The sequence below is a fragment of the Oribacterium sp. oral taxon 108 str. F0425 genome (genome assembly GCF_000214455.1).
In the GTDB taxonomy this organism is placed as follows: domain Bacteria; phylum Bacillota; class Clostridia; order Lachnospirales; family Lachnospiraceae; genus Oribacterium; species Oribacterium asaccharolyticum.
In genome coordinates this window covers 1,711,197-1,724,668 of sequence record NZ_AFIH01000001.1, presented here as the reverse complement: position 1 = coordinate 1,724,668, position 13,472 = coordinate 1,711,197, and the positions used below count along the sequence as shown (strand labels likewise).

Genomic DNA, 13,472 nt, shown 5'->3' with positions numbered 1-13,472 from the left:
ACAGAACAGGCTGTGTGCTGTCGTAATCAATTTTTGATGCCTACCGCTTCTTTTGCCAGGCCATCGGCCATTTCATTAAAATATATTCCGCTATGGGCAGGAACCTTAAAAAATTCCAGCCTTATTTTTTTTTCTGCAGTTTTCATATAGTCACGATACTCTCTTGTTTTTTCTTTATTGCATTTCCATTCTTCTTTTGCCCAAGCGGAAATCCCTCGGTAGTCATGAAAAATGGTCAGGGAGGAAAGTCCCTTTTCCAAAGTGAGTTCTACAGCGCGCATTGCTCCGAGGATTTCTCCGGAAACATTGCGCATTTCCAGAAAGGCGTCATCATTTCCGCTTCCCTTATGTTTAGAAAGAATACCGTTTTTTTCTATCAAAACTACACCATAGCCATAAACTCCGGTTTCTTTTTGGAAGCTCCCGTCTACAAAGGCCAGTGCATCCGTATTGAATTTCCGGAGTAAACATTCCGCTTGCTCTTCCTCCGGAACTTGCTTTTCTCCCGAAAGGATGGAAAGAAGCTCGGCATTTTTATCCGAGCAGGAGGAGGTTTTAAAAGTCGGAAAAGACACGGAAGGAGAAAGTGGGATTTCGGATCCTCCGCGCAGATATTGTTCCGCCTCTTCCCTTGTTTTCCACTTTTTGTATATTGCACCGGGAAAACCGTGTACCTGGTTTTTGCAGTCCTCCCAATTTAGATAGATTCCCGGATTTTTTCCGATTTTAACTGCATAATAAGCTCCCAAAAAATGCCTCCTTACTGGACATGCTGAAATCCTTTAGCCTTGCAAGCTACCGCTTTGTAGCTTCGGTTGTGGAAGATGTCATACTGCATTATACTATAAGCTGTTATAAAAGGGAAAAAGAGCGGAGGCCTGAGATGAAGAAAAAGATAAAAGCCGTTTTTTTTGATCTGGACGGGACATTGGTGAATACCTTAGCCAGTTTAAAGAAAACGATGGATTTAAGCATGGAACATTTTGAATTGGAAGGGGTGAGCCTTCAGGAAACCCGCTTTTTTGTCGGAACAGGTTATAGAAAGTTTGTGGAAAAAGCATTGGCTAAGAATGCCGATAAAAAATACCGAGAAGCGGAAAAGTGGGAAGAGAAGGACGAAGAGAAGGCCATGGATCTCGATATGGAAGGGGATGAGATTATGGGACTCTACGATGAGGTATGTGAATACTATGCCTCCATTTTCCCGGAAAATTCCACCTACCGGGCAGAAGCCTATCCCGGAGTGAAAGAATGCATAGCGGCTTTAAAAGAGAAGGGGATTCAGATTGCCTGTATTACCAATAAATCCAGGGAAGTAGCGGAGCAGGTACTTTCCGCCGTCTTCCCAAAAAATTTCTTTTCTCTCATCATAGGGGATGACGGAAAAATGCCTTTAAAACCGGATAAAGCTCCACTCCTGAAAGCTTGTGAGGAACTTGGAATCACGAAGGATGAAGCAGTCATGGTGGGAGATACAAAAACGGACCTCGATGCGGCAAAGAATGCGGAAATGAGCAGAATCGGTTGTCTCTACGGTTTCCGTGACAAGAAAGAATTAGTAGAACACGGAGCGGAGTATTTGGTAGAGGATGGTTTTGCCTTGCTTCGTGTATTGGAGGAGGAATTTGAACCGGGATAAGTCTCGGGAAAATTGTGAAAGAAAAATGAAGTTTAGGACATGGGGTTAGCGATTGCTTACTTATCGTGCTATAATACCGAAAGTTTGCTTTATGCAATGTTGTTTTTTGGGTGATGGAAAAGGAGGAGTTATGACACAGATAGATATTATTTCCGGCTTTTTGGGAGCAGGAAAAACTACATTTATACAGAAGCTTTTACAGGAATCCTTAAAGGGAGAGAATGTTGTTCTGATTGAAAATGAGTTCGGAGAGATTGGAATTGACAGCGGCTTTTTAAAGAATTCCGGAATCGAAATTCGGGAGATGAATCAGGGATGCATCTGTTGTTCTTTAGTGGGTGATTTTGAGACTTCCTTAAAGGAGGTAATTGAGACCTATAAGCCGGACAGAATCCTTATTGAGCCGTCCGGAGTGGGGAAGCTCTCCGATATTCTTTCTGCAGTAAAGACCGTATCGGCAAATCTTCCCGTGCACTTGGATGGGGCGGTAACCGTTGTGGATTCTACCAAGGCAAAACTCTATAACAAGAACTTTGGAGAGTTCTTTGATGATCAGATTCGCTATGCAACCAGCATTGTTTTGTCCAGAACGGATATTGCGACGGAGGAAAAAGTGGAAGAAGCCATTCGGATTGTTCGCGCTTTGAATCCGAAGGCCAATCTGATTACGACCGCCATTAAAGAGCTTTCCGGAGAGAAACTCCTCGAAATCATTGGGCAGGAAGAAAACCTGGAAGAAGCTCTTCTTCAGGAAGTGAAGGAAAAAGCACATCATCATGAGCACCATCACCATGGGCATGAACATCATCATGATGAGCATTGTCATTGCCACCATGAAGAGGAAGAACAGGAACATCATCATGAACACCACTTTGGGAATGAAGAGGAGCATTGCTGCTGTTGCGGTGGAGCTTATGATGACGAGGATGAGGAAGAGTCCTTAGAACATGAGCATCATGACGAGCACTGCGCTTGCAGTCACGATCATGAGCATGAGCATCATGACGATCATTGTTCTTGCGGTCATGAACATCATGACCATCATGACCATGAACATCATCATCACGGAGAGCACTGTTCTTGCGGGCATGACCATGATGCCGATGAAATCTTTGACAGCATCGGGGTAGAAGTATTTAAGAAAGTTTCTCGTGCAAGGCTTGCGGAGATTTTGGAAGAGATGGCGGAAGGTTCATCTTACGGCGGCATTGTTCGTGCAAAAGGGATGTTGCAGCTGGAAGACGGGAAGTGGGTGAACTTCGATATGGTACCGGAACAGGTCGAAATTCGTGACGGAGAGCCGGAGAATATCGGAAAGTTTGTAGTTATCGGAACGGAGCTGGAAAAGGAAAAGATTAAGGCACTGTTTACAGCATAAAAGGAGTAATATGGGGGAAAATTATCAAGGAGACGGAATTCCGGTATTTCTGATTAACGGATTTCTGGAGAGCGGAAAAACCAGCTTTATTCAATACACGATGAATCAGGAGTATTTTCAAACCAACGGAAATACTCTGCTTCTGCTCTGTGAAGAGGGGGAAAAGGAGTATGACCCGATAGAACTCGCGAAACTTCATACCACTCCGATTTATATGAGTGATATCACGGACTTTCAAGAGGAGAAGCTGAGAAAGCTTGCCGATACCTATAAGCCCGAGCGAATTCTGATTGAGTGGAACGGTATGTGGAATCAGGACGATCTGTATGGCGGACCGATGAGTGAGGCCGTGCTTTCGGAACAGCAAAACAGAGAGCCGAAATATACCGTCTCGATGCCTAAGGAATGGTTTCTTTATCAGGTTATTACCATTGTGGACGGCAGTACTTTAAAAATGTATCTTTCCAATATGCGTTCTTTCCTGGGACAGATGCTTCGCAATGCGGAGCTTTGCATTGTGAATCGTTGTGACAATTTATCGAATGAGGAAATGATTGACTATAGAAGAAAACTCCGTGCCATGGGACAAAATGCCATGATCATGCTGGAGGATAAAGATGGTGAAATTCCGCAGTCCGCTCTGCCGGAAGAGCTACCCTATGATCTGAATCAGGAAAAGATAGCTATCGCGGACACCGATTACGGAACCTGGTTTTTGGATTGTATGGACAATCCCGAGCGTTATCTCGGAAAAGAGCTTTCCTTTACCGCTATGGTTTTAAAGCGAAAAAACATGCCTGCGGATGAGTTCATACCCGGAAGAATGGCCATGACCTGCTGTGCACAGGATATGAGTTTCCTGGGATTCATTTGTAAGGGAAATAAGGACATGCTTTCCGCCTTTTCTACAAGAGATTGGGTAAAAGTGACCGTGAAGGTCGCTTTGGAAGAAAGGGAAGAATACCATGGTGTCGGACCTGTATTGAAACTGGTGGATATCGTTCGAACAGGGGAGATTTCGGAGCCGGTAAATTTCTAGTACCATCGAGTGCAGAGAAAATGATTATTCTGTAATTCTCCCAAATTTCTAAGTAATTTTAATAATAAGTAAAGAAACTATTGTTAATTTAAGGCAGTTTATGTATAATTCATGGGGGTTTGTTGGAGCATAACGGATTGTGCGAGGACAGCTTTAATTCATAACGAGTATCGTTCGTAAAGTGTGCGGGATCTCGTTTAGGACATTGGATTTATCTTCAGAAGGGAATGGAGATATTCCGCTATTTTATCATTTTGGAGGATTGAAATATGGAAAATGCTTTTTCGATGATTTTGGCAGGTGGGGTAATCATTCTTATACTCGTCTTTGCAATCTTGATTGCTTTTTATGTATTGGAGTCTATGGCTTTATACACTATTGCAAAGAATAACGGACAGCAGGATAAGGCGGTTCTTGCTTGGATTCCCTTTATAAACCAGGGATTTTACGGATTTTTGGCAGGAGATCAGAATATCTTCGGAACGACGGTACAGGGAATTATCTTGGGTATTTTGATGATTATTTTCCCGATTCTCACTTCCAGAGTAAATGGCTTTTTGTTCTACATTGTGGGGCTTTGCGGTATTGCGGTCGCTTATTTTACTTTGCTCGGTCTGTATAAGAAATTGAACAACTCCGGTGATCCTACGGTCATGGCTGTTGTTTCCGCAATTCTTCCGCCGGTTCGTATTATCTATGTTTTCGTTCATAGAAATGATACTTTAACCGAAGAGGGAGAAGTAGTAGGCTAAGCTTTTAGAGCTTTTTCTCTAAATCTGTTGCATGTCGCTTTTTAAGAGGGCATGTATTTATTCGAAAATAGTTTTAAAAAAGACACTGAGGCTGTTTTGTCCTTGAATCCGATGGGAGAGGGCGATAAGATACAAAAAGCCCGGTGTTTTTTTTATGAAAGTCCGGAAATGCGGACATGAGCTGGAGGAAGTATGGTTTCGGAAACGGTAAGTCAAATTGAAAATGAACTTCGTGTATGGAGTTTTCAGAATTTCGGGAATGGCATTGCCTTAGGTTTAGGTCGTTTTATGGGGAAGCTTTTATTCGCACTCCTGATTTTTATGATTGGAAGATATTGTATCAGAAAAGTCATGAAATTCCTTCCCAAGCTAAGATTTTTGGAAAGAGTCAATCCAACAATCAGGCCTTTTTTTCTGAAATCGATTCGTTTTATCCTGTACTTTTTCTTGGGCATCAGTTGCATAGGAATCTTGGGTATTCCAATGGCTTCCGTGATTACTTTACTGGCTTCCGCCGGAGTTGCAGTCGGCTTGGCCATGCAGGGTTCCCTATCCAATCTTGCAGGGGGAATCATGTTACTTTTATTCCGACCTTTTCAGGTAAATGATTATATTAAAAGCGGTACGGATGAAGGGACTGTTCAGGAAGTCAGTGTTTTCTACACTATCATTCTTTCACCGGATAATAAAAAAATATCGATTCCAAACGGAAATTTGATGAACAGCAACATCATTAACTATAGTTCCGAAGCCCAGCGCAGGGTGGATCTTATTTTTTCGGTGGCAAGAGAAGAGGATGTTGAACGTGTTGAGAAAGTTCTCAAGTCTGCGATTGAAGGCGATGCTCGTATTTTGCATAAACCGGAGCCTTTCTTCGGAATTGCCGAAGTGAAGAGTGATTCCTTGAACTTTGCAATTCGTGTATGGGTGGATAACAAGCGATATTGGGATGTCTATAATACTTTGAATAAGCGGGTAATGATTGCCTTTTATCGGGAAAATATTGCTATGCCGAACACAAAGCTGAAAACAGTTTCCCCTGAAACGGAATAAAATGTTTTCCCTTCTCCTTTTCTCTGTTATACTGTCCTTTATACAGAGAATCCGAGAGGGTTTTCTTATGAATTAGGAGGTAGAGATGGACGAAAAGGGAATTAAGGCCCGTTTGAAGATGGCTGAGGGGCTTCGAAATAGTATCCTGGCATTTTCCGATCACAGAGATCAGGAACATTTGAATCTGGTGTTTCAAGCGATGGAGGAGCTGGTTTTAAAAGCAGGCGGTTTACTCCTTGCAGCGGATCCTGCCGGAGAGAAAGAGGGACAGCAGCAGATTACGCTTAAGTTTCTGAAATCGGAAGACGGAAAGAGTTTTGCTGCGGTATTTACGGATGAGGAGGAGAAGAGAGGGGATGATGCGGAGAATGCCAATGCATTGCTTCTCCCTGCAGGAGAACTCTTGAATATTGTAGCAAATCATCCGACAGCGGATGGTTTGGTTATCAACCCGTTCAGCAACAGTTTTATTATGCAGAAGGAAGCGATTCAAGCTTTATACAACAAGATTCGTACCGACAGTGTTGAGGAAAAACTGAAAGACAGCATCGGAATCAGTCAGGCGATTTCCCAATATTACGAAGAACAACAGAAATATACGGAATCTGAAATGCCGGAGGAGATGAGGAGAGCCGGGATTGAAAAGGTTCTTCAAGCGTTCTTACAGGGAATGGAGAAAAATGCACAGCTCTTGGTTGCCATTGTTCCACCGGAGAAAAAAGAAGGGGAAGTTATGGATGGGCAGGTGCTTTTTAATCACCTGAGTACAAGCGATGGAAGAGACGCTATTGCAGTCTTTACCTCTGGGGAAGAGGTACGAAAAAATAAGGAAGCAACAGCGGCTATTGCAATGCCCGTTATAGAAGTCTTGAAAGCGGCTGTCCATATTTCCGAACTGGGAAAGATGGACGGAATGATTATTAATCCCTGGTCTCAATCCTTCTTTTTGAGTCTGAATCTCATTAAGTGGCTTGTGGATGCAAGGGAAAGAAGAGACAAGCTGAGTAAGGAAAATGAAGAAAAGAAGAGCTTGACCAAAGATCTTTCTCAAAATATGATTTTCTCTTCTTTAATCGGAGGAAGTCTCGGACTGGCAAAAGAAAGAGCATTGATAGAGAAACCGCCTTTTGGAAAAGAAGCTTTTTCTTTCAGACCGACTATAAACAGTATTGTTCTTTCGGAATTCCACAGTTTGAATACGGAGAAGCGTCTTTCTCTGCAGGATATCATGGAAAAGATGTATGATTGGAAGTCCAAAGGAAGCTATCTTTTGGACGGACGGGTAGAAGATAGTGTAGAGGCGATTGAAGCGGCTATCATGCGCTATGCAACCGGAAAGAAACCGGGAGAATTGGGATCAAATCTTGCCGATGATTCCGTGCTTTGTCGTATCTTGCCGTTTTCTCTCCTCCTTTGCAGGAGACTTCATCAGTTTAGCGATTTAGACAGGGCTATGCTTCATGATAATGCAAAACTGACACATAATAACCCTGTGGCACTTCTCATGGCAGAGCTTTACTCCTACATTTTACGAAATCTGGTGCTTCATATCGGCGGTGAAAGTTTGGAAGAAGAGCTTTCTGCAGCGGCGTCTTATGTGGGACTTTTCTATGAAGAGGCGGAAGCGGAAGACGAAGAAGAAGCAAGAATGAATGAAGAGGCAAAAGAACAGCATAGAGAGGATGTCAAGGACTACGATTTGCTTATTGCTGAATACGACCGTCTTCTTCCTTTTATGAATGTAGAAGAAATAAAAGCCAAGAAGGAAGAGGAATTGGTTTTAGACGGCAGTGCGGAGCATAGTTTATATGCGGCACTTTGGGTGTTGCTACATACGGCATCTTATCAGAAGGCTGTAGAGAAGGCTGTGGAGCTTTCCGGCGGGAAAAATTTGCCGATTCTGGTATCCACCCTTGCTGCAGCGCATTATGGTTTTACGGCTATTCCGAAGGACTGGCTAGAGAATTTGTCCGGAAAAGAAGAGGCTTATGAACTTGCCATGGAATGGCAACAGAGATGGCTGAATTAGAATAGCATAGATTAAAAAAAGGGGTAAAAAACCGTGCAGGCTTTGCTGATTGAGCAAGGTTCTGCACGGTTTTAGATTTAATGGACTTTAGCCAGTATCAGAGCTGACATTTGAAAAATGTTAGCTCTGATACAAAAAACCACCCGCTATGCGGGTGGGAAACACTTGTTATACAAAAATCACCTTTCCTAATACAATAAAGTTGTTCAAGCTATATTGCAGAAAAGGAAGGTGATTTATGGCGAAGAAAGAATATGCATTGGCACATACCAAATGGATGTGTAAATATCATATTGTCTTCACACCGAAGTATAGGCGAAAAATAATATATTATCAATACAAGGCGGATATACGGGATATAATAGCGCAGTTGTGTAGATATAAAGGTGTAGAGATAATAGAGGGACATTTAATGCCTGATCATATACATATTTTGGTTAGTATTCCACCTAAGATTAGTATCTCATCATTTATGGGCTATTTAAAGGGAAAGAGTGCGTTAATGATATTTGATAAACACGCAAACCTTAAATATAAGTTTGGGAACAGGCATTTCTGGGCCGAAGGCTATTATGTCAGTACAGTTGGACTAAATGAAGCCACAATAAAAAAGTATATACAAGATCAAGAAAAACATGATATAGCCATGGATAAACTTAGTGTTAAAGAATATGAAGACCCTTTTAAGGGTTAAAGTGAAGTAGTAACCATACCCCTTTATGGGGTAGCGACGAGTCAAAAGCAATAAGGCTTGAATGGGGCTGTGGGAAGTAGGCGAAAGCAAACTTACCATAGCCAAAAATGAAAGCCAGCGCCTTTAGACGCTGGCCCAGTAACAGGGGCTTATAGCCCCCGAGCAAACCACCCGTTTGACGGGTGGTTATGATTCATAACAAGTGGCGCAGGCGAAGCTTGTGACATCTTGCTCATAACGAGTATCGCTAGCGAAGCAGTCGGTATCTTGTTCATAACGAATATCACTCGCGGAGTGTGTGGTATCTCGTTTAAGACATGACCTTTTCGCTTACGGTTTTTACGCTGACTTTATTCTCGTTCGTGTCTATATTGAGTTCAATTTTATCTTCATCATATTCTATTGCGTCAATATGCTCGTCGGAACTATCGTTTTCCTCTTCGATGACGGACTTCTTTTTCTTGTCCTCCTCAATCTTCATTTGCATAGCGCGCATGTTTACGGCTAAAGAGTACATCTTGGGGTCCTTTTCCCTTAAGTAGTTCAGGTCCTTTGGGCTGACGGCCTTTCCACTACCATAGAGAAGAGTGATTTTTAGGACGTTCATTTGTACCTTAAATGCTTCATTTGCCGCTTCAGCCTGTTCCTTTCCTTCTGAAGCTTGCTTTAAAGCATCACTGAACTTGGACTTTAACTCATTAAATTTTTTAACATCTTCGGCTACTTTTTTAAAATCCTTTTTTTCCTGTTCTGTGAGAATAATCTTTTTGCCATTTACCTCAACATAACCGTCTTCGGCGATACTCGTTAAATCGTCGGGACTTTCAAATGTGATTTTCCAATTTCTTTGATTTTTATCCTCTTTCAGCACTGCTGAGAAAGAGCTGTTCACCGATACGGATTCTCCCTCACCCGTAATCTCTGGTGTTTTTGCTTTCTCTACATGGCTTTTATACCCTTCACTTAGTGTGAAAGTATCTTTCTTTTGCAGGATGTGGAATTCTGCCGTTTTATACTCTCCATTTTGGCCGTATCCGACAACCTTCTTGTCAATCTGCTTGTAGAGAGAACCTTGCCCTCTGTTTACGCCTTGAATGCCCATCTTGATCTCCTTTATAAACATCCATTTTATAAAGTATATCGGCAAAGTAAGAATTTCTTATTAAAGTCAAAAATAATTATTTCTACAAAGAGAAAAAGTTTTGCTTGACGAATGAGAAAAATAGATTATACTACCATACAAGACTTGAATATAGGACATGGATAAATAAGTCCTAATATAAGGAGGGGGAAATATGAAGGCAAAAGCAAAGAGCGGAGCGCTACTCGGGGCGGCATTCCTTATGGCAACATCGGCTATCGGGCCGGGCTTTTTGACACAGACGGCAAAGTTTACAGGAGACTTTCAGGCAAGCTTCGGATTTGTTATCCTGATTTCCGTTATTCTTTCCGCCATTGCACAGTTAAATATCTGGCGAGTGCTTTGCGTAAGCGGGATGAGAGGACAGGATGTCGGAAACCGTTTACTTCCGGGACTGGGATACTTCATCTCCTTTCTGATTGTTCTTGGCGGTCTGGTCTTTAATATCGGAAATGTAGGCGGAGGAGCTCTCGGTATTCAAACTACCTTGGGAATTCCGGTGCAGATTTCCTACTTTATTGCAGGAGGACTGGCTGTACTCGTTTTCCTTTCCAAAGATGCTAAGGGGATCATGGATAAGCTCGTAAAGATTCTGGGCGGTATCATGATTGTGGTTATTCTTGTAGTCATTTTCATTGTAAAGCCTCCTGTTGCGACAGCGGTAAAGAACAGCTTTGTTCCGGATGCGGGTCTCGGCACTTTGGTTCCGGCTATCTTGACACTCCTTGGCGGTACGGTTGGCGGATATATCACTTTTGCCGGTGCACACAGACTGATTGATGCTGGGGTTACCGGAGAGGAGAAGCTTAAGGACATTCAGTATTCCGCAGTTATGGGAATGATTGTGGCAGCGATTGTTCGTATTCTTTTATTCCTTGCGGTGCTTGGTGTAGTGGTAAAAGGGGTGACTTTAGACGCGGGAAATCCTGCAGCGGATGCTTTCTTCCAGGGGGCAGGAGAAATCGGAAGACGCTTCTCCGGACTGGTGCTTACCTGTGCGGCTATTACGTCCATCATCGGTGCGGCCTATACTTCTGTCAGTTTCTTAAAGACCTTCTCTTCGAAGATAGCGGAGAAGGACAATCTTTGGACTATCGCCTTTATCGTGATTTCCACTTTGGTTATGGCCTTCCTCGGAAAGCCGGCAACCCTCCTTGTTTTGGCGGGTGCTTTAAACGGACTGATCTTACCGGTAACCCTTGGTGTATGTCTTGTGGCTTCACAGAATAAGAAGATTGTGGGAGAGAACTATAAGCATCCGAAACTGCTTTTTATCTTAGGTATTGTGGTTGTTGTACTTGCAGCCTATGTAGGTATTCGTTCTCTTTCGGCATTGAAATTATTCTAAAAGCATTGAAAATAATCTAAAAGATTAAATAATACAAAAGATTGAACTGTATTTTGCAGACTAATTTGGTTTATAATGAGTGCCGTACGAAAGCGTACGGCAGCTCGTTTGTAGGGGAAATTAAGAAGGAAAATTTATGGAAAAGGTAAGAGTGGTAGCGGCAGGGGATTCCGCAATTCTGATTCTTTTTAAACAGGAGATAAGTGAAGAAGTGAATCGGGCTATCAGTGCTACGGTGCAGCTGATAAAGATGCAACAGATTGAAGGCATTGTGGATATGATTCCGGCTTATGCGTCCCTTCTTGTGGAGTACAATCCCTTGGTAATTCGCTATGAGGAGCTATATAAGAGACTGCATTCCATTGTAAAAATGGATACACAGGTCGAGAGTCTCGAAAAAAAGATTTGGGAGATTCCTGTCTGTTATGGCGGGGAATTCGGACCGGATCTTAGCTTTGTTGCGGAAAATTCCGGCTATTCCGTGGAAGAAGTGATTAAGAGACATTCTCGGGATGCTTATCTGATTTATATGCTCGGTTTTCTTCCGGGCTTCACCTATCTTGGAGGCTTGGAGGAAAAGCTCCATACCAAACGACTCGATAACCCGAGACTCTGTATTCCGGCGGGTTCTGTCGGGATTGGAGGCTCTCAGACCGGAGTTTACCCCGTGGATTCTCCCGGTGGATGGCGTTTGATTGGAAAGACCCCGGTAAAGATGTATGATCCGGCAAAACAGGATCCGATCCTCACAAGAGCGGGAGAATACATTCGTTTCTGCCCCATTTCCCTTAAGGAATATTGGGAGATTGAAGAGGCGGTAGCGAAGGATGAGTACGAAGTAAAGTGGTATAAGGGGGAGTAAAATGGGATTTCGAGTAATTAAAGGAGGACTTCTTACCACGGTGCAGGATTTCGGGCGCTCGGGCTTTCAGGCGCAGGGCTTTAATGTAAACGGCGTCATGGATAGAAGAGCCTTCCGTATTGCAAACCTCCTCCTGGACAATCCGGAAAATGAGGCAGTTTTAGAGTGCACTTTAATCGGGCCGACACTGGAGTTTACGGCGCCCATGATTATTTCCATAACGGGAGGGGACTTCCGCCCGGAGTTAAATGATGAGAAGATTCCCATGTATACCGCGATTTACGTTGCGGAAGGAGATGTCTTAAAAATCGGCTCGGCAAGGACAGGAAGAACCTGTTATATTGCCTTTTCCAATTATTTGAAGGTGCCCGTGGTGATGGGTTCCCGTTCCACCAACTTAAAATGTCAAATAGGCGGCTTTAAGGGAAGAAAGCTGGAGGACGGCGATTTTATTGAAACCCGTATCAACAGAAGAATTTACCTTTCGAGCTTTCTCTCGAGAACGCTTCCTCTCAAAGAATATGAGGAAGATAAGGTGAAGATTCGCGTGGTCATGGGACCGGAGGAAGAGGTATTTTCCAAAAAGGGAATCCGGAGCTTCCTCGAGACGGAGTTCACGGTCGGTGCGGAATTTGACCGCATGGGGATGCGTCTGGAGGGAAGCTTTATTGAAACCAAGCACGGTTCGGACATTATCTCCGACGGTATCGCCCTGGGCTCCATACAGGTGCCTTCCCACGGAAAACCGATTATCCTTCTTGCGGATCGGCAGACAACCGGAGGCTACGGAAAGATAGCGACAGTCATTTCCGTGGATTTACCGAAGCTTGTGCAGAGAAGAATGGACGATAAGATTCGTTTTGAGGCCGTGAGTGTGCAGGAAGCACAGAAGCTTATGCTACAGGAGGAACGGGAGCTGCAGGAGATGCGAAAGGCAATCCATAAGCCCTGTAAGGAAGTGCTCGAATGCAGATTGGCTGCAAAGAGATTATCCATGCTGTTCGGATAGGATAGCTTTACGATAAGGAGAGTAGAATGTTGGATTTAGAAAAGTTAGAAGGACTGGTTAAGATTATGGAGGGCTCCACCTTAAACACCATGTCCATTAAAGACGGCGATTTTAAGATTATGATGAGTAAACTGGATAATCCCCCCATTGTTGCGGGAAGCGGAGTGGTGAGCAGTATCAGTGCGGTCAGCAGCGATAGCGGTGTAAGCAATTCTTCTACGGAGAATACCGAGGAGGAAAAGGAAGTACATATCACAAGTCCAATCGTGGGAACCTTTTACTCTGCTAAGGGTCCGACCATTCCGGCCTTTGTTAAGGTAGGAGACACCGTAAAGGCGGGAGATACCGTCTGTATCTTGGAAGCCATGAAGATGATGAATGAAATTACGGCGGATTTCGACTGTGAAATCGAAGCGGTACTGGTTTCCAATGAGCAGAAGGTGGAATACGGACAGCCTTTATTCCGTGTGAGAAAGCTGTAAGAGCGCTGAAAGGAACAGCTTTAGACTGTACTACAGCTGTAAAGGA

The 13,472-nt window shown here is 43.4% G+C and carries 13 protein-coding genes; 11 read left to right on the top strand and 2 right to left on the bottom strand.

Annotation, left to right across the window (positions count from 1 at the left end; translation table 11 throughout):
• Positions 1-26: 26 nt before the first annotated feature.
• Complete coding sequence (locus HMPREF9124_RS08115) at positions 27-749, bottom strand: ribonuclease H1 domain-containing protein (protein ID WP_009428055.1); 723 nt, start codon at positions 747-749, stop codon at positions 27-29.
• 134 nt (positions 750-883) lie between these two features.
• Here HMPREF9124_RS08115 and HMPREF9124_RS08110 point away from each other — a divergent pair, with 134 nt between their 5' ends.
• From HMPREF9124_RS08110 to tnpA, 7 genes are all read left to right on the top strand, one after another.
• A complete protein-coding gene (locus tag HMPREF9124_RS08110) occupies positions 884-1,639 on the top strand; it encodes an HAD family hydrolase (protein WP_036597754.1) in 756 nt (251 codons plus the stop codon).
• A 130-nt stretch (positions 1,640-1,769) separates the two neighbouring features.
• The gene (locus HMPREF9124_RS08105) at positions 1,770-3,017 is read left to right on the top strand and encodes a CobW family GTP-binding protein (protein ID WP_009429194.1); all 1,248 of its coding nucleotides are present in this window, start codon (positions 1,770-1,772) and stop codon (positions 3,015-3,017) included.
• Positions 3,018-3,027: 10 nt separating this feature from the next.
• Positions 3,028-4,056, top strand: a complete 1,029-nt coding sequence (locus tag HMPREF9124_RS08100; protein ID WP_009427756.1) for a TIGR03943 family putative permease subunit — start codon at positions 3,028-3,030, stop codon at positions 4,054-4,056.
• Positions 4,057-4,325: 269 nt separating this feature from the next.
• A complete protein-coding gene (locus HMPREF9124_RS08095; protein ID WP_009429629.1) occupies positions 4,326-4,808 on the top strand; it encodes a hypothetical protein in 483 nt (160 codons plus the stop codon).
• 192 nt (positions 4,809-5,000) lie between these two features.
• Positions 5,001-5,861, top strand: coding sequence for a mechanosensitive ion channel family protein (locus tag HMPREF9124_RS08090; protein ID WP_009428790.1), 861 nt, complete (start codon positions 5,001-5,003; stop codon positions 5,859-5,861).
• Positions 5,862-5,946: 85 nt separating this feature from the next.
• The gene (locus tag HMPREF9124_RS08085) at positions 5,947-7,890 is read left to right on the top strand and encodes an SseB family protein (RefSeq protein WP_009428684.1); all 1,944 of its coding nucleotides are present in this window, start codon (positions 5,947-5,949) and stop codon (positions 7,888-7,890) included.
• A 238-nt stretch (positions 7,891-8,128) separates the two neighbouring features.
• Positions 8,129-8,584, top strand: a complete 456-nt coding sequence (gene tnpA / locus HMPREF9124_RS08080) for an IS200/IS605 family transposase (protein ID WP_009537449.1) — start codon at positions 8,129-8,131, stop codon at positions 8,582-8,584.
• A 310-nt stretch (positions 8,585-8,894) separates the two neighbouring features.
• On the opposite strand, the gene HMPREF9124_RS08075 is transcribed toward tnpA, so the two are convergent.
• Positions 8,895-9,686 (bottom strand): hypothetical protein, encoded by a 792-nt coding sequence (locus tag HMPREF9124_RS08075; RefSeq protein WP_009428113.1) that lies wholly within the window; start codon positions 9,684-9,686, stop codon positions 8,895-8,897.
• A gap of 193 nt (positions 9,687-9,879) precedes the next feature.
• On the opposite strand from HMPREF9124_RS08075, the gene HMPREF9124_RS08070 reads away from it, so the two are divergent.
• From HMPREF9124_RS08070 to accB, 4 genes are all read left to right on the top strand, one after another.
• Positions 9,880-11,073, top strand: a complete 1,194-nt coding sequence (locus tag HMPREF9124_RS08070) for an NRAMP family divalent metal transporter (protein WP_009429832.1) — start codon at positions 9,880-9,882, stop codon at positions 11,071-11,073.
• Positions 11,074-11,209: 136 nt separating this feature from the next.
• On the top strand, positions 11,210-11,935 hold the full coding sequence (gene pxpB, locus HMPREF9124_RS08065; protein ID WP_009429158.1) for a 5-oxoprolinase subunit PxpB: 726 nt from the start codon (positions 11,210-11,212) through the stop codon (positions 11,933-11,935).
• Between the two features lies 1 nt (position 11,936).
• On the top strand, positions 11,937-12,944 hold the full coding sequence (locus HMPREF9124_RS08060; protein WP_009429287.1) for a biotin-dependent carboxyltransferase family protein: 1,008 nt from the start codon (positions 11,937-11,939) through the stop codon (positions 12,942-12,944).
• 26 nt (positions 12,945-12,970) lie between these two features.
• A complete protein-coding gene (gene accB / locus HMPREF9124_RS08055; protein ID WP_009429051.1) occupies positions 12,971-13,426 on the top strand; it encodes an acetyl-CoA carboxylase biotin carboxyl carrier protein in 456 nt (151 codons plus the stop codon).
• Positions 13,427-13,472 lie beyond the last annotated feature (46 nt).